This is a genomic window from Caulobacter sp. KR2-114 (genome assembly GCF_049446115.1).
In the GTDB taxonomy this organism is placed as follows: Bacteria; Pseudomonadota; Alphaproteobacteria; order Caulobacterales; family Caulobacteraceae; genus Acaudatibacter.
In genome coordinates, this window is sequence record NZ_JBMSEC010000012.1 from 15,566 (window position 1) to 32,059 (window position 16,494).

Sequence of the window (16,494 nt, forward strand, 5' to 3'; positions counted from 1 at the left end):
CATGCGTCAGGACCGGCTGCTGGCGGACGGGCGCCGCCTGGTGTGGCGCCATCCGCTGGTCGTCAGGCTGACCCACTGGGTCAATCTGGCGAGCCTGGCGGTGCTGCTGCTGAGCGGCCTGCAGATCCTCTGCGCCCATCCGGCCTTCTACTGGGGCGAGGCCTCGACCTTCGCCCACCCCTTCGCCGCCATCGACGCGGTGCAGGCCGCCAACGGATCGTCCCGGGGGGTGCTGACGCTGCCCGGGGGCAGGTTCGACGTCACCGGCGTGCTGGGCGTCTCGCGCCTGGCGGACGGGCAGGAGTCGGTGCGCGCCTTTCCGCCCTGGCTGACCCTGCCGTCCAGCCTGGACCTGGGCGCCGGCCGGCGCTGGCATTTCTTCTTCGCCTGGGTGTTCGCCCTGAACGGCGCGCTCTACCTCGGCTCCGGCCTGGTCAGCGGGCGGCTGGTCCGCGTGCTGGTTCCCACCCGCGCCCAGCTCGCCGGTCTCGGCCGTACGGCCTGGGGCCACCTGCGCCTGAAGTTCCCGCACGGCGAGGCGGCCCGCGACTACAACGGCCTGCAGAAGCTGACCTACCTGGCGGTGGTGCTGGGCCTGCTGCCGCTGATGGTCGCCACCGGGCTTAGCATGTCGCCGACCATCGACGCCGTGGTTCCCGTCCTGCCGATGGCGTTCGGCGGCCGGCAGTCGGCCCGCACGATCCACTTCCTCTGCGCCAGCGCCCTGGTGCTGTTCGCCGCCGTGCACCTGGCGATGATCCTGCTGTCGGGGCCGATCGGCGAGATGCGCGCGATGATCACCGGCTGGTTTCCGATCCGGCCCGACAAGGCGCCGTCATGACCCCACCCGACAACGACCGCCGGGCCTGGCTGCGCGCCGCCCTGGCCGCGCCGCTGGGCCTGGGCCTGGCGGCGTGCGAGCGGATCACCGCCTCCCAGCCGGTGAACCGCACCCTGGACTCCGGCGAGACGTTGACCCGGCGGGTGCAGGGGATGCTGGCCGGCCCGCGGGCGCTGGCGCGGGAGTTCACGCCGGCGGACATCAGCAAGGACTTCAAGGCCAACGGCACCACCGCGCCGGACAGCGACGCCTACCAGGCCCTGGCCGCCGGCGGCTTCGCCGACTGGAAGCTGGAGATCGGCGGGCTGGTGGAGCGCCCGCTCAGCCTCTCCCTGGCCGACCTGCGCGCCGCGCCGGGCCGCAGCCAGATCACCCGCCACGACTGCGTGGAAGGCTGGAGCGGCATCGCCCAGTGGCGGGGCGCCCGGCTGGGCCCCCTGCTGGCGCGCGCCGGCCTGAAGCCGGCCGCCCGGTACATCGCCTTCTTCTGCGCCGACACCCTGGAGCTGACCCTGGACGGCAGCGGCGACTACTACGAGACCATCGCCATCGCCGACGCCTTCCACCCCCAGACCATCCTGGCCTACGAGATGAACGGCGCCCCCCTGCCCGTCGCCCACGGCGCCCCGATCCGCCTGCGGCTGGAGCGCCAGCTCGGCTACAAAATGGCCAAGTACGTCATGCGCATCGAGGCCATCGACAGCTTCGCGAAGCTGGGCCGCGGCCGCGGCGGCTACTGGGAAGACCGCGGCTATCAGTGGTACGCGGGGATCTAGAGCATGTTAGGCGAAAGTGTACGCGGTTTCGCCGCCCGAACATGCTCTAAACTTTTGAAGATAGAGCCTTTTCATACGGGTCAGATGTTTCCATCTGACCCTAAAAGGCTCTAGGGCGGCGCCCCTGTGTCGCGTCAGCCTGCCCAAGGCGAGGCGAGGATCACGCTGCACATGTCCACCCGCCGGAAGTGGGGATCCCGGCAGGCCAGGAAGTCGTCGTTGAAGGTGCCGAACGTGCTGCCCGGGCGATGTTTCAGGCCCTGGTAGAAGGCGTCGAGAATACCCTGCTTGAAATCGGCCTCCCGCGGAAAGGCCGCGACAACGGCCTCGCGCTGGAGGTCGGTGAAATGGTCGTAGCCCCGGCCGGCGACATCCATCCCGGCGCCCGCCTGCAGCAAGGCGACCTCCGCGCGCATGAATTCCGGAATGCCGGGTGTCGTGTGCAGGGCGACGGCGGTCCACACCGTCTCGACATCGCTTTCGGAGACGCCGTGTCCGCGGAGAAAATCGCGCGCCGCGTTCGCCCCGTCGACCTCGAAGCGTAGCTGGCTGCTTTCGTAGCGGGCGGTGAGGCCGAGGTCGTGGAACATGGCCGCGGCGTAGAGCAACTCCGGATCGAAGCTCAGCGCCTGCCTGCGCCCCGTCAGTGCGCCCCAGGCATAGACCCGGGCCGAATGGTGGAAGAGCAGGTCGCCCTCGGTGTCGCGGACGAACGCCGTCACCTGGCGCGCCAGGGCGCTGTCGGGAATCCTGACGCCGGCGATCTCGGTGACCGTCACGGCCGGGGCTCCATCGCGTCCTGAACGGCTTGCGGCGTGTTCCGGAAACTGATGGCCATGCGGTTGTAGGCGTTCATCAGACTGATCGCGAGGGTTAGGTCGACCAGCTGCTTCTCGTCAAAGGCGCTTCGCGCGGCGTCGTAGGCGGCGCTCGGCACGCCAGTCTCGGCCACGCCCGTAACGCTTTCCGCCCATGCCAAGGCGGCCCGCTCGGCTTCGTCGAACAGGGCGCCGCCTTCCGGCCAGGCCTGCAGCAGGGCAAGCTTTTCAGGCGACACGCCCCTCTTGAGCAGGGCGCGGGTGTGCATGTCGAGGCAGTAGGCGCAGTTGTTGATCTGCGACACACGCAGATAGACCAGGTCCACCAATCCGGCCGGCAGGCCGCTCCGCTGGACGTATCCATAAACGCCGCCGAGCGCCTTGGCGCCATCGGGGGCGACCTGATTGTAGTCGAGCCGTTGGGTCATCGGTCTATTTCCTCGCATCGGGCGTGGTGAGCGCCGTGTCGCCGGTGTCCACGACGAACACCGCGAGCAGCCTGGCCGCTTCGGTCTTGCTCGCGTTGCGGCTGATCTGATGGTGGGCGTTGGGCGGTTCGGACCAGCTCTCGCCGGCGGTGTAGATCCGGGCTTCGCCGTCGTTCACCTTCGACTCGATACGGCCCGAAAGCACATAGGCGTAGATGAAGGCCGACCTGGCATGGGTGTGCGACGGCGACGCCGCGCCCGGCGGATAGTCGACCTCCACCACGACGAGCGATTTGCCGGGGACGTTGGGGATAGGTTGATTGAACCGGGGCGCCACGGTTTCAGCGCGGCCGTCATCGGCCACGACCGGGCCGGAGAGCCCGACGCCGAGCAGGGCGAAAACGGCGGCGACAATGATCCTGGCCTTCATGGGCTTTCTCCTCCTGCACGCCGGCATCGCCTACGCCCTCCAGGGGGAGCTGCGGATCACCTGACAGAAGTTTCCGCGCTGGAAGTGCGGCTCCTTGTCGGCGATCACGTCAGCCTTCACGTTGCCGAACGTCGTCTGGGGCTTTAGCCGGACGCCTTCGTAGAAGGCTTGGATAATGTCCTCCTTGAAGGTGGCGGACCGTGGGTAGGCGCGCGTGACGGCCTCGCGCACGTTTTCGGAATAATCGCCGTAGGTCAGGCCAAGCACATCCATCTCGACCCCGGCCGTCACCAAGGCGACCACCGGATGCATGTGCACGGGCACGCCCGGCGTGGTGTGCAGCGCAATGGCGGTCCAGACGGTGTAGGCGTCGGCCTCCGGGACGCCGTGGCTGCGCAGGAAATCCCGGGCGGCATGTGCGCCGTCCACCTCGAAACGCTCGTCGTGGCTGGCGTGGCTCGGCATCAGGCCGACGTCGTGAAACATGGCGCCGGCGTAGAGCAGTTCACGGTCGAAGCTGAGCCCGCGGCGCACCCCGGTCAGCGCGCCGAAGTGGTAGACGCGGCTCGAATGGTTGAAGAGGAGCTCCGTCTCGGTGTCGCGAACGAACTCGGTGATGGCCCGGGCAAGTTTGCTGTCGGGAATGGCGGCGGAATCCAGCGATGGCACGGCGTGTCTCCACGGGAGCGACAGCGGCACCCTACGACCGCTCGCTCTGGCGTGATCCGCCGTTTTCCTGCTAAATCTGCCAAATGGCCTCAGGATCGGACACGGCTTCGACGCGCGCCCGGCAGGTCGCGATCCTGGCGGTGGAAGGGGTGCAGTTGCTCGATGTGTCCGGCCCCGCGGATGTGTTCGCGGAGGCCAACGTGCAGGCGGGCCGACCCGAATATCAGGTCCGCCTCCTGAGCTCCGCCCCTGGCATGATCCGCACGTCCTCCGGCCTGCGCGTCGCTACGGACGGCGTTCTGGGGCGCGACGAGACTGACCTGATCGATACCCTGCTGGTCGCCGGCGCGCCCAATCTGCCGCGCCGCGGCCGTGAGCCCCGACTGCTCGAAGCGCTGCGCGAGGCGGCCAAGGGCGCGCGTCGCTATGGTTCGGTCTGCACCGGCGCCTTCCTGCTGGCGGAGGCAGGGCTGCTGGACGGACGCCGGGCCACGACCCACTGGGCGTTCGCCGAACAGTTCGCCCGCACCTACCCGCAGGTGGCGCTGGAGGTGGACGCGATCCAGGTGCGCGATGGCAAGGTCCGCACCGCGGCAGGCGTCACCGCCGGCCTGGACCTGGCGCTGGCGCTGGTCGAGGAGGACCTGGGCGCCGAACTCGCCCGCCAGGTCGCCAGCCACCTGGTGATGTACTTCCGCCGGCCCGGGGGGCAGTTGCAGTACAGCCGTGGGGGCAAGGCCAACCCTGCCGGACGCTCGGTGCTGCAGGACATCCAGCGGTGGGTCGTCGCCCATCCCCAGGGGCGACACGGCGTGGCCGAGTTGGCCGAACGGGCGGGCATGAGCCCGCGCCACTTCGCGCGCCTCTTCCGGGACGAGATCGGCGTCACGCCCCATGCCTGGGTCGAGGAGATGAAGGTGGAGGCCGCACGCCGCCTGCTGGAGCAAGGAGAGCCTCCCAAGATCGTGGCCGCGGACTGCGGCTTCGCCGACGTGGAGACGTTCCGGCGGGCCTTCCAACGCCAGCTCGGCGTCTCCCCTGCCGCCTATCGCTCCCAGAACGCCGTCATCGCCTGACGGCGGCCCGGTGGGGCGCCTCGGCCTCCGGCCGCCCGCCACGGCTACTTGAAGGCATACCCCAGCTTGGCGCCCAGGAAGGTGCCCTTGTGGCCGGCGGAGCTGTCGGGGCCGGCGCCGCGCTGCCAGCGGTCGGGCTCGTAGAGGTCGATGCCGCACAGGTAGCCGACCGAACCGGTCAGGCCGTCCCCGGCCAGGCGCCGCTCGATGGCGGTGTGGCCGAGGTTGGGGCCGGCTTGGTGGGCCGGCGAGGCGTAGGGGCTGGCGAAGTCGTCGGCGGGGCGGGCGAGATGCAGCTTCGGCGGGCCGCCGGCAGGCTGGCCCGTGCCGGGCTGCGGCCCGGACTCGGCGGCGCTGGCCGCGGCGGCGGCGCAGGTCGCGGCCAGGAGAAGGGCGCAGAACAGGCTTTGACGGGACATGGCGGCAAGGTTCCGGCGGCGGACCGCGCCAGTCTAGCGCAAACGCCAGCGGATTTGTGGCGCCGCCCCCACGCCGAGCGGCCGGTCGTGAGGCGGGCGCCGGGGGCCGCCCGGCCTAGCTGATCGCGCCGCCGGTGGCGGCGGCCCGCAGCAGCAGGCCGAGAAGTCCGCGCCGGGCGGCGGGAGCGGCGCTCGCCAGCGCCGACATCATCGGGTCGATCGTGGAGGTGATCGTCCCGTCCGCCGCCCGGCGCGCCGCGCGCGTGGGCGCGATCTGAATTCGCTCGGCAATCATCGCCTTGGCCCCCCAGCCTCTGGCTTCCCCATCGGGCATGACGCCGCCGTCGGCGAGGGGCCACAACCTGCGGCGTTCTTTTGCGCCAACTCGGCCACATTGCCGCCGCCCGGCGTCAGCAGTCTGGGTTGCAGCGCGGCGCCGCACGCGCGATCCTCCCCCCAAGCTTCCTCCCCCCAGACCGCCCAGGAGTTCCGCATGACCATCGACGACGAAGCCCGCAAAGCCGCAGCCCTGCGCGCCGGGGCTGCGCGCGTCCGTGGGGCGGCCGAGGCGCTGGCGGACCGGGCGGACGCCCTGCCCCGCTCGCTGCAGCGGCGGCTGCTGAAGCTGCAGGCCGGCATCCTGCGCGATGGGGCGGCCGACCTGGACGACAAGGCGCTGGCGATCGAGCCGGCGCAAGGCGAGGCTTAGGACAAGACTGTGTGACGCCTGCGCTGGCGGCTCAACTGGAGCGGAACATCCGGGAGATGAGGTGGCGGACGGCCTTGCTGTGGAGGCAGGCCGCCCGCCGGAGTCGCCTCATGTCGAGTAAGGCGCGCCGGTCATAACACAGCGGTAGGTGAGTGTCGGTCGGCGAACCGACAGAGGGGCGCCGCCGATTGTCGCGCGGGAATGGGCGCTTTGCCTGCCAAATCTGCCCGGAAATGCGGCGCCCGGGCGCGCGGGCGCGACCAATGGGCGCCAGGAGGCGACCGTCCCGCCCTCCGGCGCCTAGGCTGCGGCAGCGAGAGGGAGGACCCGCGATGGGGACGATCCAGGAGACGAGCACGAGCCGGCGCGGCGCGCGCGTCGCGGTGGCGAAGGCGCCGATGGCCGACCGGCTGTTCATCGGCGGCGGCGCGGCGCTGTTCGCCGTGCTGATGGGCGTGGTGGCCCAGGCCACCTGGCTCTACTGGCGCTGAACGCCGGCGCCGATCAGGGCTTGTAACGCCCGGCGCCAGGCGGCGAGGATGGCGGACCCCCGATCCGGAGCGCCGTCCCATGCCTCGCGCCCTCGTCGGCGGCCTGCTGCTGGCCGCCACCCTCTGTGTCACCCCCGCGGCCCCGACGGCCGGCGCCGCGCCGCAGGCCAGCTTCGACTGCGCCCGGGCCGGCACGCCCACCGAAAAGGCGATCTGCGGCGACGCCGGCCTGGCGACGCTGGATCTGGCCCTGTCGCAGGCCTACCAGGCGCGGCTGCGGCGCGAGCCGGACCTGCGCCAGCAGCAGCGCGGCTGGCTGCGGGCGCGGGACGCCGGCTGCGGCGCCGACCGCCCCTGCATGAAGGCGTTCATCCGCGCCCGGCTGGACTGGATGCGCGGCGCCGCGCCGATGCCGGGGCGCCTGCCCACCGTGGTCGGCCAGTGCAGCCTGACCCGCGAGAGCGTCAGGACCAACCGCTTCGAGGGCGAGCCGGACAGCGGCAGCGCCGCGGTGTTCGCCAACGGCGCGCGGCAGGTGAGCTACGACCGCGTGCCCGGCATCGAGGCCTCGCGGGCCGGCGATCCGGCGGTGGTCTGCCTGGCGTCGCTGCCGGAGGACTGCCCGCCGGGCGACGAGCGGGGCAAGGTCTATGCCTCGGCCGACCTGCGCACCCTGATGGCCTGGGCGCTGCCCGACGCCGAGCACCTGTGCGGCGGGGCCTGAGGCGCCCCGCTATCCGGCGAAGGCGGGTGGCGGCCGGAAGCCGCCGAAGGCCTGCTCCAGCGCCTGCGCGAAGGCCAGCGGCGTCAGGTCCTCCAGCCAGGGGCCGATGATCTGCAGGCCGATCGGCAGCCCCTCGGGCGTCAGGCCCAGCGGTGCGGCGGTGGCCGGCAGGCCGGCGACGGTGGCCAGCGTCCCCCACACGGCCTGGGCCGTATAGGGAACCGTCGCGCCGTCGATCTGCAGCGTGCGCTGCTCCATCGGCCGGGGGTCGTGCGGGAAGGCGGCCGTGGGCATGGCCGGGCACAGCACCACGTCGACGTCCCGGAACAGCCGCGCCCAGGCGGCGCGGTCGGCGTGGCGGCGGCGGTCGGCGCGGACCCAGTCGCGGTGGCTGAGCGCCTGGCCGCGCAGGGCGGCCGCCTGCGGGTCGCCGGACGCCGGCAGGCCCTCCGCCGCGGCGCGGGCGGCGGCATAGGCGGCGTCGGGGACGTCGGCCGAGAACTGGGCCATCATCAGCTCCATCTGCAGGGCGGCGGTGGCGGCGAGGTCGGGCAGGCCGCCAGCCTCGCGCGAGACCTGCGCCCCCTCGCGCCGCAGCGCCGCCTCCAGCGCCTCCAGCGCCGCGCCGATCACGGCGGCGGTGGGGACCAGCGGATGGCGGTCGACGATCAGCACCCGGAAGTCCTTAAGCGCCCGTCCCCGGGCCGGCGGCAGGGCCACGCGCCAGGCGGCGGCCTCGGCGTCGTCCGGGCCCATCACCGCCTGCAGCGCCAGGCGCAGGTCGCCGGGGCTGCGGGCGATCGGGCCGAGCACCGACAGGTCGATGGCCGGCTGCGGCCCCCAGGCCGGCGCCCCCGGCGGGGCGAAGCCGCGCTGCGGAACCAGGCCCCAGCTGGGCTTGTGCGCATAGACGCCGCAGAAGGCCGCCGGCGCGCGCAGCGACGAGGCCAGGTCGGAGCCGAACTCCAGGGCGACCATGCCCGCCGCCACCGCCGCCGCGCCGCCGCCCGAGGAGCCGCCGGCCGTGCGCGCCGGATCCCACGGGTTCGAGGTCGCGCCATAGACCGGGTTGGCGCTCTGCCAGTCGCCCAGCATGGTCGCCACGTTGGTCTTGCCCAGGATCACCGCCCCGGCGGCCTTCAGCCGGCGCACCACCACCGCGTCCTCGGCGATGGGGATCGCCGCCGCGCCCGGCAGGCCCCAGGTGGTCGGCAGGCCGGCGACGTTGAACGCCTCCTTGACCGTCATCGGCAGGCCGAGCAGGACGCCGGCCTCGCCGCGCGCCCGGGCGGCGTCCGCGGCCCGCGCGGCCTGCAGGGCGCGGTCGAAGTCGCGCACCACCACCGCGTTCAGCGCCGGATCGCCGGCCTCGATGGCGGCGATCGCCTGGCGCGCCAGGTCCTCGGCGCTCACCTGCCGCGCGTGAAGGGCGGCCAGCAGGGCCTGGGCGGTGCGGTGTTCCATAGGCGCCTCCCCCTCCCCCTCCCCTTCATGGGGAGGGACAGATCGCGCAGCGATCAGGGTGGGGAAGTCAAGGGCAGTACGCGGGAAGGGCAGGCCATCGTGGCGGGCGGGCGTTCCCCACCCTGGCGGCCTTGCCGCCTTTCCCTCCCCATGAAGGGGAGGGTGAAGGACGTTCGGACCCGCGCCCTCAGGAGCCCGGCGCGCGCGGCTTGCCGGCCCAGGTCAGGTAGCCGTTGGCGTCGCGGCCGGCCGCGCCGTAGACCTCGTAGCCGCCGCCGGTGTTGCTGCGCCAGGCCGGCTGGCCGCCGCCGGGGGCATACGGTCCCTGGCCATAGTAGCCGTTCTGGTCATAGCCCTGGTCGTCGCCATAGCCGCCCTGGCCATAGGCCTGCTGGCCATAGCCTTGTTGGGCGTAACCCTGTTGGGCGTAGCCCTGTTGAGCGTAGCCCTGCTGCGCCCAGGCTTGCTGCCCGTAGCCGCCGGCGTAGCCCTGCTGCTGGGCATAGCCGCCCTGGTAGCCGCCGCCCTGGTAGCCGCCTTCGTAACCGCCGCCCGCGTAGGCCTGCTCGCCGCCGGTCACGTAGCCGCCCTGCCAGCCGGTGTCGCCGCCTTCCTCGGAATAGGAATAGCCGCCGCCGCTGTGGTGGGCGTAGCCCTGGCCATCGGTCTCGGCGTGGCTGTAGCGATCGGACCAGCCCTGGCGATAGGCGCCCGGCGCATCGTCCCGCCGGTCCGGGCCGGCGCCCGCGTCGCCCCACGAGTGGTAGTAGACCTGGCCGTCGCGGTCGCCCTGCACCGAGCCGCCGCCGTTGTCGTACTGGCTGTGCTGGTAGCTGTCGCTGTGCTGCGCCTGGCCGGCGTCGGCGTAATCGTCGCCCCGATCGGCGTAGCGCTCGTCGTCGCGGCGAGCCTCGCGCCCGTCGTCACGGCCGTGATCGTCACGGCGGCGATCATCCTCGCGCCAGGCCTGGCCGCGATCGTCGTCCCACGCCTGGGCGTCCTGGTGCTCTCGCCAGTCGTCGTGGTGCTCGACCGCCGCGCCCTGCTCGGCCTGCGCGTATTGTTCGTCCTGCTCGTAGCGGCCCGAGCGAACGTCGGTCTCGGCGCGCTCGCCCCAGGCCTGGTCGCGCTCGGCGTAGGCGGCGTGATCGCCCTCGGCGTACTCATGATGATCGCCGTCGTGGTGGTGATGGTGATGGTGGCCGTCATCCAGGTCCGCGCGCATCGGCGGGGGCGGCGGGGCGACGGGCGGCGCAGGCGGCGGCGGGGCGACCGGCTCGCGCCAGGCGTAGTGACGCTCGTCCTCGCGGCCCATCAGGTCCGCCGGCAGGGGCGTGGAATCCTCGGTCCAGCGCGGCCGGCGGTGCGGATAGGGCTCGACCTGCCAGGGATAGAGGCCGTGGTGCGACAGCTCATAGCGGTAGACCCGGGCCTGGCTGCGGGAGACGCCGTCGTCCTCCTCGTTGTACGGCCGCGAGATCTCGGCGGTGCGGACGTGGAAGCCGCGGTGGATCACCATCGCGTGGCGGGCGCGCTGCAGGCGCGGGCGCGGCGGCGGGCAGTTGCGGGCCGCAGCGGCGCGCGCCGCTGTCGGCTTGGCGGCCGGACCGGGCTTGGCCGGGGCGGCGGTCGCGGCGGCGTCCGGCAGGGGGCAGTAGAAGATCGGCGCGGGCGGCGGCGGGGCCTCCTGGGGCGCGGCCGTCGCCGCGGCGGCGAAGAAGACGCCGGCCGTCAGCACGGAAAGGGAAGTCGCCGAGGTCAGAAGAAGCCGTCGCATGTCGCACAAATCCCGCATGGTCTTTTGCTGTCGGACCGCATTAAACGCCGCCGGGCCAGTCCTGCGCTCGCCTATTCTCCCCTGGCGCGAAGAAACGACTCCACCAGGGTGTCGAACAGGGCGAGCTTCTTGTAGGCGCGATAGTCGTCCGTGGCCCCGCGCCAGGCCACGGCGAAGGCCCGCCGCCGCGCCGGATCGGCGTCCAGGGCGGCCAGAGGATGGCGCCAGATGCGGATGGTGAACAGCACCCCGCCGGTGTCCGGCAGCCGCCGCAGCGTCTGGCGCTCCATGCGCACGAACACCTTTTCGGCCGCCTCGTCCGGGCGGATCTCGCCGATCCGGGCGCGGTACGGCGCCGGATCGGGGGTGTGCAGGGCGTCGGTGTTCAGCACCGACCAGTTGCGGCGCTGCAGCACCAGCCCCGGCCGCAGCCCGTCGAAGATCCGCTCCACCCGCTTCTGGAAGCGCGCGGCGAAGCCCGGCACCGGCGCGTGCAGCTCGCCGAGCGACTTGCCGATGGCGTCCTCGGCGGTGAAGAACGAGCCGGCGCTGAGGCTGACCGCGGTCAGCCGCCACTCGCCCTGGCGCTTTTCCATCAGGCACAGGTCGTCGGCCACGGCCCGGGCGGCGGTCAGCAGCGGCGGGCGGCCGTCGTCGGGCGCGGCGACGCCGGCGGCGCGGACCATCGCCAGCACCTCGGCCTGGCCGGCCCGCGAGCCGGCGACCTCGCCCCACACCAGGGCTGGGTGGGCGGCCAGCAGCGGATCTTTGCGCGCCGCAGGATCGGCCTCGCCCCCCTCCAGCCAGTCGGCCGCCTCGATCGCCGCCAGGCCGATGGCGAAGTCGCCCGGCCCCTCGGCATATGGCGCAGGCATCGCGGGTTGAATGGCCAGATTCAACTTATCCTTGTCCTTGCATGGCGCCCGCCGGGCCTCTAGAGCGTACCCGGCGGACCGTCGCCTGGCCGACGCCGCGGGGATGAACGGTCCAGGAAGGTCGCCCAGGTCCAGTGGACCGAAGGCGTCCTTCGAGAGGCATCGGGGCGGGCCGCCTCGTCCATGGCGATCTTCATAAGCGCGGGGAGCTGGCGTGACCATAGAAGCGGTGATCTGGGATTTCGGCGGCGTGTTCACCACCTCGCCGTTCGAGGCGTTCAACCGCTACGAGGCCGAACACGGGCTGCCCCGCGACCTGATCCGCACGGTGAACGCCACCAATCCCGACCACAATGCCTGGGCGCTGTTCGAGCGGGCCGAGATCGACCGGCACGGCTTCGACCTGAAGTTCCTCGAGGAATCCACCAACCTGGGCCACCCGGTGCGCGGCGCCGACGTGCTGCCGCTGCTGTCGGGCGATGTGCGCCCGCGCATGGTCGAGGCGCTGAAGCTGTGCAAGGCCCGCTACAAGGTCGGCTGCATCACCAACAACATGGCCCAGGGCCACGGCCCGTCGATGTCGTCCACCAGCGAGGGCGCCTCGCGCACGGCCGGCATCATGGCGCTGTTCGACCACATCATCGAGAGCTCCAAGGCCGGGGTGCGCAAGCCCGATCCGCGCATCTACCAGATGATGTGCGAGGTGCTGGAAGCTCCGCCGCACGCCTGCGTCTACCTCGACGACCTGGGGGTGAACTGCAAGCCGGCGGCGCAGCTGGGCATGCAGGCCATCAAGGTGGTCAGCGAGGCCCAGGCGCTGGACGACCTGGCGCGGATCACCGGCCTGAACTTCCCCCTGATCGCCGAGGCGCAGGCGTGAGCCGCCCGCAGCGCATCGGCGCGCAGGCCGCCGTCGCCCAGCTGAACGGCTGGACCGCGGCCGACGGCCCGCGCGACGCCATCGTCAAGACCTTCCGCTTCGACGACTTCAACGCCGCCTTCGGCTGGATGACCCGGGTGGCGCTGATGGCCGACAAGCTGGACCACCATCCGGAGTGGTCCAACGTCTACAACCGGGTCGAGGTGCTGCTGGCCACGCACGACGCCGACGGGGTGACCGAGCTGGACGTGACCCTGGCGCGGTTCATGGACAAGGCCGCGGGCTAGCCGGGGCGGGCGCTCCGGGCTACCCTGTTCAGGAGAGCCGCGGCCGCGGGGACCGGGCGACAGTCGCCGCAGGTTCGGGGCGGAGTCCGTCGTGCAGGGCGCGGAACCCCTCACCTTCCCAAGCCCGACGCTCGCGCGCCGGCCTCGGGCCCCTTCCTCTCCCTATGGGAGAGGAGTCTTTTGGGCCGACGGCGAGCGCTCAATCCCCCTCTCCCACAGGGAGAGGGAGGGGCCCGCGTGGCTTGCGCCAGCAAGGCGCGGGGGAGGGTGAGGGGCTCCGCCGCCGCTGTGACAGGCCCTCAGCGCGCGAACGCCAGCCCGGCCATGTCCTGCTCCTCGCGCCAGGCCCTGGCCAGCTCGAAGAAGGCGTCTGAGCCCGGCCCGTAGAGGCCGTCGAACAGGCCCTGGCCATCCCCCGCGCGGCCTTCGCCGTTGTAGTAGCCGGGGGTGCATTCGCTGCGGAACTGGATGTTCTGCAGGGCATTGGCGCGGATCGTCTCCTGCCAGCCGGCCTCCGCCTCGGCGGTGGGCTCGATGCGCCCGGCCTGCTGCAGATTGGCGCGCCGCACCACCTCGGCCACGTGGCAGGCCTGTTCGTCCAGCATGTGCGGGAAGTTCGGCGTCAGGGTGTTCTGGGTGATGCCCAGGTGGAAGCAGTTGGGGAAGCCGTGGCTGTAGAAGCCGTGCAGGCTCTTCACCCCGCCCGCCCAGTAGTCGGTCAGGGTGACGCCGTCGCGGCCGGTGACCTCGAAGCCGGCCCGGCGGGTGTAGGCGGTGCCCACCTCGAAGCCGGTGGCGAAGATGATGCAGTCCACCGGGTACTCGACCCCGTCCACCACCAGTCCGGTCTCGGTCACGCGGTCGACGCCGCGGCCGAGGGTGTCCACCAGGGTGACGTTGGGCCGGTTGAAGGTCGGCAGATAGTCGTCGTTGAACGTCGGCCGCTTGCAGAACTGGCGGTACCAGGGCTTCAGCGCCTCGGCGGTCTTCGGATCGGTGACCGTCGCGTCCACCCGCGCGCGGACCTGGTTCATCTTGCGGAAGTCGGCCAGCTCCAGCTCGCGGCCCAGGTCCTGCGGGGTCAGCGGCTGGCCGGCCGCCGCCATCCGCCGGGCCACCGCCACGCCGAGATTGTTGAAGATGTCGGTCCAGCCGTCGCCGACCAGGTCCTCGTCCTGCTGCCCGCCGGAGACCAGGGTGTTGAAGTTGCGCATCCGCTTGCGCTGCCAGCCGGGCTCGAGGCTGGCGGCCCAGGCGGGATCGGTGGGCCGGTTGCCGCGCACGTCCACCGACGAGGGCGTCCGCTGGAAGACGTACAGGTGGCCGGCGTGGCGGCCGAGATGCGGCACGCACTGGATCGCCGTGGCCCCGGTGCCGATGATCGCCACCCGCTTGTCCGCCAGCTTGGTCAGCCCGCCGGTGGAATCGCCGCCGGTGTAGCCGTAGTCCCAGCGGCTGGTGTGGAACGAGTGCCCCTTGAACGTCTCGATGCCGGGGATGCCGGGCAGCTTGGGCCGGTTCAGCGGGCCGTTGGACATCACCACGTAGCGGGGCTTCAGCGCATCGCCGCGGGTGGTGGTCGCCAGCCAGCGGCCCTCGTCCTCCAGCCAGCGCAGGTCGGTCAGCTCGGTCTGGAACAGGGCCCCGCGATAGAGGTCGAAGGTCTCGCCGATGCGCCGCGAGTGCTCGCGGATCTCGGCCGCGTAGCTGTACTTCTCCTTGGGGATGTAGCCGGTCTCTTCCAGCAGCGGCAGGTAGATGTAGCTCTCGATGTCGCACTGGGCGCCGGGATAGCGGTTCCAGTACCAGGTGCCGCCAAAGTCGCCGCCCTTCTCCAGGATGCGCAGCTCCTTGACCCCCGCCTCGCGCAACCGCGCCGCGGCCAGCAGGCCGCCGAAGCCGCCGCCCACCACCAGCACGTCCAGGCTCTCGGCGATCGGATCGCGGGTGAAGCCGGGCTCGACATAGGGATCGTCGACGTAGTGGCGGAAGTCGCCGGCGGCCTCCAGGTACTGGGCGTTGGCGTCCGGGCGCAGCCGCCGGTCGCGCTCGGCGCGGTACTTCTCGCGCAGGGCGTCGGGATCGAAGCCCAGGGTGTCGATTTCGGCTGCGCTCATGGGAGTCCTCCGGTGGGCCGGCGCCCCGTTTCGGGTCTTGGCGGCGTCAGGCCCATCAAGATCGGCCCCCCGACGCAACGGCCGTCAAGCCCCAATTCTCACCCCCCAAACCGTCATCCTCGGGCGTAAGTCCCGAGGATCCATGATCACCTGCAGCGCAGTCGCGAGCGGCAGCGGAGCGTCGCAGAGCGGCGAGGCTGCGCCGTGGCGGGCCCTTCGAGGCGCGCCACACGTTCTGAAGTGTTCATTGACCCTCGGGACTGACGCCCGAGGGTGACGGCGGAGAGGGGGCAGAGAAGCGTAGCTCACCCGCCCGTCGTCAGCGCCTCGATCTCGGCGGGGCTGCAGCCGACTTCCTCGAGGATGGCGCGGGTGTGCTGGCCGACGGAGGGCGACATGCGGGGCGGCTGCTTGGGCTCGCCGGCGAGCTGGAAGGGGCTGTCCACCGTGCGCAGGCCCTCGCCGTCGACGAACTCGGGCAGCAGGCCATTGGCCTCCACCTGTTCGTCGCCGGCGTGATCCTCGATCTGGGCGACGATGCCGAAGGTGACCCCGGCGGCGCTCAGCCGCTCGCGCCACACCGCCCAGGGCTCGGACAGAAAGGCGTCCTCCAGATAGGCGGTCAGGATCGCCGAATTGGCGAAGCGCAGCATCGGCGTGGCGAACAGCTCGTCCTCCAGCCACTCCGGATGTCCCAGGGCGCGGGCCAGCAGCGGCCACTCGCGGCCGGGGTTGGCGATGGCCAGCAGCAGCTGGCGTCCGCAGGCGCAGAAATAGGTCTCGGTCATCGCGCTGCGCGCGCCGCGTTCGCCCCGACCGGTCAGCTCGTAGCCGCACAGCGCCGCCTGGATCTGGCAAGAGTTGGACCACAGGCCGTTGGCCATCAGCGAGGTGGAGACCTCGCCGCCCTGGCCGGTGATCTGCCGCTTGTAGAGGGCGGTGACGATGGCGCCGTAGAGGGCCATGGCGGTCGGGTGGTCGCCCATGCCCGGCATCGACAGCGCCGGCTCGGTGTCGCTGGTGGCCTTGACCATGTCCATCAACCCCGAGCGGCCCCACCAGGCGGTGGTGTCGTAGGCGGTGCGATCGCGCTCCGGACCGTGCTCGCCGTACGGGGTCAGCGAGGCGTAGATCAGCCGCGGGTTCATCGGCAGCACGTCCTGCGCGCGCAGCCCCAGCCGCTCGCGGATCGGGAACGGGAAGTTGGTGATGAACACATCGGCCCGGGCGATCAGCTTGTGCAGCACCGCGCGCCCGGCCTCGTCCTTGAGGTCCAGCGCCAGGCTTTCCTTGTTGCGCGCGTCCAGCGCCCAGAAATAGTCGATGGCGTCCGGCCCGGCGCCGCGCAGGCGGAACAGGTTGCGGTAGGAGTCGCCCAGGCCCGGCGGCTCGACCTTGATCACCCGGGCGCCGAAGTCCGACATCACCGTGCCGGCGGCGGGGCCGGCGATGAAGCTGGCGCAGTCGATCACCAGCAGGTCGCTGAACAGGCCTTGGGTCATGCTTTCCATCCCGCTGTGCGCGCCGCCCGTTCCGGGTCTCGCGCCATGTCGCCGAAGCCTACCGTCCGGAGGGCGGGCGGCAAGCGGTGTTCTGCGCTGGAGCCCCCATCCCCGGCTTCGCCGGGACTTCCCCCAGCGGGGGAAGAGAATGAAGGCAGCGCCCCTTCTCCTCCCCCCTTGGGGGAGGGGGACCCCCGAAGGGGGTGGAGGG

The 16,494-nt window shown here is 72.0% G+C and carries 19 protein-coding genes; 8 read left to right on the forward strand and 11 right to left on the reverse strand.

What is annotated here, in order from left to right:
* Nucleotide 1 precedes the first annotated feature (1 nt).
* Both ACO2Q3_RS26605 and ACO2Q3_RS26610 read left to right on the forward strand, forming a co-directional pair.
* Nucleotides 2-841 carry a cytochrome b/b6 domain-containing protein gene (locus ACO2Q3_RS26605; protein WP_423312292.1) on the forward strand — a complete coding sequence of 280 codons (840 nt, stop codon included), beginning with the start codon at nucleotides 2-4 and terminating at the stop codon, nucleotides 839-841.
* Nucleotides 838-1,617, forward strand: a complete 780-nt coding sequence (locus tag ACO2Q3_RS26610; protein WP_423312294.1) for a molybdopterin-binding protein — start codon at nucleotides 838-840, stop codon at nucleotides 1,615-1,617. Before ACO2Q3_RS26605 ends, ACO2Q3_RS26610 begins: the two co-directional genes overlap by 4 nt.
* 134 nt (nucleotides 1,618-1,751) lie before the next feature.
* Here ACO2Q3_RS26610 and ACO2Q3_RS26615 read toward each other — a convergent pair whose 3' ends face one another.
* From ACO2Q3_RS26615 to ACO2Q3_RS26630, 4 genes are read right to left on the reverse strand one after another with little or no spacing between them, the layout of a single operon-like run.
* The gene (locus ACO2Q3_RS26615; protein ID WP_423312296.1) at nucleotides 1,752-2,396 is read right to left on the reverse strand and encodes an HD domain-containing protein; all 645 of its coding nucleotides are present in this window, start codon (nucleotides 2,394-2,396) and stop codon (nucleotides 1,752-1,754) included.
* Nucleotides 2,393-2,863 (reverse strand): carboxymuconolactone decarboxylase family protein, encoded by a 471-nt coding sequence (locus tag ACO2Q3_RS26620; protein ID WP_423312298.1) that lies wholly within the window; start codon nucleotides 2,861-2,863, stop codon nucleotides 2,393-2,395. The genes ACO2Q3_RS26615 and ACO2Q3_RS26620 overlap by 4 nt, the downstream gene beginning before the upstream one ends.
* Before the next feature lie 4 nt (nucleotides 2,864-2,867).
* Nucleotides 2,868-3,293 carry a cupin domain-containing protein gene (locus ACO2Q3_RS26625; protein WP_423312300.1) on the reverse strand — a complete coding sequence of 142 codons (426 nt, stop codon included), beginning with the start codon at nucleotides 3,291-3,293 and terminating at the stop codon, nucleotides 2,868-2,870.
* Between the two features lie 30 nt (nucleotides 3,294-3,323).
* The gene (locus ACO2Q3_RS26630) at nucleotides 3,324-3,962 is read right to left on the reverse strand and encodes an HD domain-containing protein (protein WP_423312302.1); all 639 of its coding nucleotides are present in this window, start codon (nucleotides 3,960-3,962) and stop codon (nucleotides 3,324-3,326) included.
* An 83-nt stretch (nucleotides 3,963-4,045) separates the two neighbouring features.
* Here ACO2Q3_RS26630 and ACO2Q3_RS26635 point away from each other — a divergent pair, with 83 nt between their 5' ends.
* The gene (locus ACO2Q3_RS26635) at nucleotides 4,046-5,038 is read left to right on the forward strand and encodes a GlxA family transcriptional regulator (RefSeq protein WP_423312304.1); all 993 of its coding nucleotides are present in this window, start codon (nucleotides 4,046-4,048) and stop codon (nucleotides 5,036-5,038) included.
* Between the two features lie 44 nt (nucleotides 5,039-5,082).
* Here the strand turns inward: ACO2Q3_RS26635 and ACO2Q3_RS26640 are convergent, their stop codons facing one another.
* Together ACO2Q3_RS26640 and ACO2Q3_RS26645 are read right to left on the reverse strand one after the other, a co-directional pair.
* The gene (locus ACO2Q3_RS26640) at nucleotides 5,083-5,457 is read right to left on the reverse strand and encodes a hypothetical protein (protein WP_423312306.1); all 375 of its coding nucleotides are present in this window, start codon (nucleotides 5,455-5,457) and stop codon (nucleotides 5,083-5,085) included.
* A gap of 115 nt (nucleotides 5,458-5,572) precedes the next feature.
* Nucleotides 5,573-5,791 (reverse strand): hypothetical protein, encoded by a 219-nt coding sequence (locus tag ACO2Q3_RS26645; protein ID WP_423312308.1) that lies wholly within the window; start codon nucleotides 5,789-5,791, stop codon nucleotides 5,573-5,575.
* 159 nt (nucleotides 5,792-5,950) lie between these two features.
* Between ACO2Q3_RS26645 and ACO2Q3_RS26650 the strand changes: the two genes are divergently transcribed.
* The 3 genes from ACO2Q3_RS26650 to ACO2Q3_RS26660 all read left to right on the forward strand — a co-directional run bounded on the left by ACO2Q3_RS26650 (nucleotide 5,951) and on the right by ACO2Q3_RS26660 (nucleotide 7,381).
* On the forward strand, nucleotides 5,951-6,166 hold the full coding sequence (locus ACO2Q3_RS26650) for a hypothetical protein (protein ID WP_423312310.1): 216 nt from the start codon (nucleotides 5,951-5,953) through the stop codon (nucleotides 6,164-6,166).
* 332 nt (nucleotides 6,167-6,498) lie between these two features.
* Entirely contained in the window at nucleotides 6,499-6,657 is a 159-nt protein-coding gene (locus ACO2Q3_RS26655; protein ID WP_423312312.1) for a hypothetical protein, read from the forward strand.
* A 79-nt stretch (nucleotides 6,658-6,736) separates the two neighbouring features.
* Nucleotides 6,737-7,381 (forward strand): lysozyme inhibitor LprI family protein, encoded by a 645-nt coding sequence (locus ACO2Q3_RS26660; RefSeq protein WP_423312314.1) that lies wholly within the window; start codon nucleotides 6,737-6,739, stop codon nucleotides 7,379-7,381.
* Nucleotides 7,382-7,390: 9 nt separating this feature from the next.
* Here the strand turns inward: ACO2Q3_RS26660 and ACO2Q3_RS26665 are convergent, their stop codons facing one another.
* The 3 genes from ACO2Q3_RS26665 to ACO2Q3_RS26675 form a co-directional block, all read right to left on the reverse strand.
* Nucleotides 7,391-8,845, reverse strand: coding sequence for an amidase (locus ACO2Q3_RS26665; protein WP_423312316.1), 1,455 nt, complete (start codon nucleotides 8,843-8,845; stop codon nucleotides 7,391-7,393).
* 187 nt (nucleotides 8,846-9,032) lie between these two features.
* The gene (locus tag ACO2Q3_RS26670; RefSeq protein ID WP_423312318.1) at nucleotides 9,033-10,622 is read right to left on the reverse strand and encodes a hypothetical protein; all 1,590 of its coding nucleotides are present in this window, start codon (nucleotides 10,620-10,622) and stop codon (nucleotides 9,033-9,035) included.
* Between the two features lie 71 nt (nucleotides 10,623-10,693).
* Nucleotides 10,694-11,497: a heme-dependent oxidative N-demethylase family protein gene (locus ACO2Q3_RS26675; RefSeq protein WP_423312320.1), complete on the reverse strand. Its 804-nt coding sequence runs from the start codon at nucleotides 11,495-11,497 to the stop codon at nucleotides 10,694-10,696.
* Nucleotides 11,498-11,711: 214 nt separating this feature from the next.
* Here ACO2Q3_RS26675 and ACO2Q3_RS26680 point away from each other — a divergent pair, with 214 nt between their 5' ends.
* On the forward strand, nucleotides 11,712-12,377 hold the full coding sequence (locus ACO2Q3_RS26680; RefSeq protein WP_423312322.1) for an HAD-IA family hydrolase: 666 nt from the start codon (nucleotides 11,712-11,714) through the stop codon (nucleotides 12,375-12,377).
* A complete protein-coding gene (locus ACO2Q3_RS26685; protein ID WP_423312324.1) occupies nucleotides 12,374-12,664 on the forward strand; it encodes a 4a-hydroxytetrahydrobiopterin dehydratase in 291 nt (96 codons plus the stop codon). The genes ACO2Q3_RS26680 and ACO2Q3_RS26685 overlap by 4 nt, the downstream gene beginning before the upstream one ends.
* A gap of 299 nt (nucleotides 12,665-12,963) precedes the next feature.
* On the opposite strand, the gene ACO2Q3_RS26690 is transcribed toward ACO2Q3_RS26685, so the two are convergent.
* Together ACO2Q3_RS26690 and ACO2Q3_RS26695 are read right to left on the reverse strand one after the other, a co-directional pair.
* The gene (locus ACO2Q3_RS26690) at nucleotides 12,964-14,781 is read right to left on the reverse strand and encodes a flavin-containing monooxygenase (RefSeq protein WP_423312326.1); all 1,818 of its coding nucleotides are present in this window, start codon (nucleotides 14,779-14,781) and stop codon (nucleotides 12,964-12,966) included.
* Between the two features lie 305 nt (nucleotides 14,782-15,086).
* Nucleotides 15,087-16,283: a CaiB/BaiF CoA transferase family protein gene (locus ACO2Q3_RS26695; protein ID WP_423312328.1), complete on the reverse strand. Its 1,197-nt coding sequence runs from the start codon at nucleotides 16,281-16,283 to the stop codon at nucleotides 15,087-15,089.
* Nucleotides 16,284-16,494 lie beyond the last annotated feature (211 nt).

Excerpts from the sequence above, each read along its gene's own strand:
- ACO2Q3_RS26605 (WP_423312292.1), top strand. The coding sequence starts at position 2 with ATGCGTCAGGACCGGCTGCTGGCGGACGGGCGCCGCCTGGTGTGGCGC.
- ACO2Q3_RS26610 (WP_423312294.1), top strand. The coding sequence starts at position 838 with ATGACCCCACCCGACAACGACCGCCGGGCCTGGCTGCGCGCCGCCCTG.
- ACO2Q3_RS26620 (WP_423312298.1), bottom strand. The coding sequence starts at position 2,863 with ATGACCCAACGGCTCGACTACAATCAGGTCGCCCCCGATGGCGCCAAG.
- ACO2Q3_RS26625 (WP_423312300.1), bottom strand. The coding sequence starts at position 3,293 with ATGAAGGCCAGGATCATTGTCGCCGCCGTTTTCGCCCTGCTCGGCGTC.
- ACO2Q3_RS26635 (WP_423312304.1), top strand. The coding sequence starts at position 4,046 with ATGGCCTCAGGATCGGACACGGCTTCGACGCGCGCCCGGCAGGTCGCG.
- ACO2Q3_RS26640 (WP_423312306.1), bottom strand. The coding sequence starts at position 5,457 with ATGTCCCGTCAAAGCCTGTTCTGCGCCCTTCTCCTGGCCGCGACCTGC.
- ACO2Q3_RS26645 (WP_423312308.1), bottom strand. The coding sequence starts at position 5,791 with ATGCCCGATGGGGAAGCCAGAGGCTGGGGGGCCAAGGCGATGATTGCC.
- ACO2Q3_RS26650 (WP_423312310.1), top strand. The coding sequence starts at position 5,951 with ATGACCATCGACGACGAAGCCCGCAAAGCCGCAGCCCTGCGCGCCGGG.
- ACO2Q3_RS26655 (WP_423312312.1), top strand. The coding sequence starts at position 6,499 with ATGGGGACGATCCAGGAGACGAGCACGAGCCGGCGCGGCGCGCGCGTC.
- ACO2Q3_RS26660 (WP_423312314.1), top strand. The coding sequence starts at position 6,737 with ATGCCTCGCGCCCTCGTCGGCGGCCTGCTGCTGGCCGCCACCCTCTGT.
- ACO2Q3_RS26665 (WP_423312316.1), bottom strand. The coding sequence starts at position 8,845 with ATGGAACACCGCACCGCCCAGGCCCTGCTGGCCGCCCTTCACGCGCGG.
- ACO2Q3_RS26670 (WP_423312318.1), bottom strand. The coding sequence starts at position 10,622 with ATGCGACGGCTTCTTCTGACCTCGGCGACTTCCCTTTCCGTGCTGACG.
- ACO2Q3_RS26675 (WP_423312320.1), bottom strand. The coding sequence starts at position 11,497 with ATGCCTGCGCCATATGCCGAGGGGCCGGGCGACTTCGCCATCGGCCTG.
- ACO2Q3_RS26690 (WP_423312326.1), bottom strand. The coding sequence starts at position 14,781 with ATGAGCGCAGCCGAAATCGACACCCTGGGCTTCGATCCCGACGCCCTG.
- ACO2Q3_RS26695 (WP_423312328.1), bottom strand. The coding sequence starts at position 16,283 with ATGACCCAAGGCCTGTTCAGCGACCTGCTGGTGATCGACTGCGCCAGC.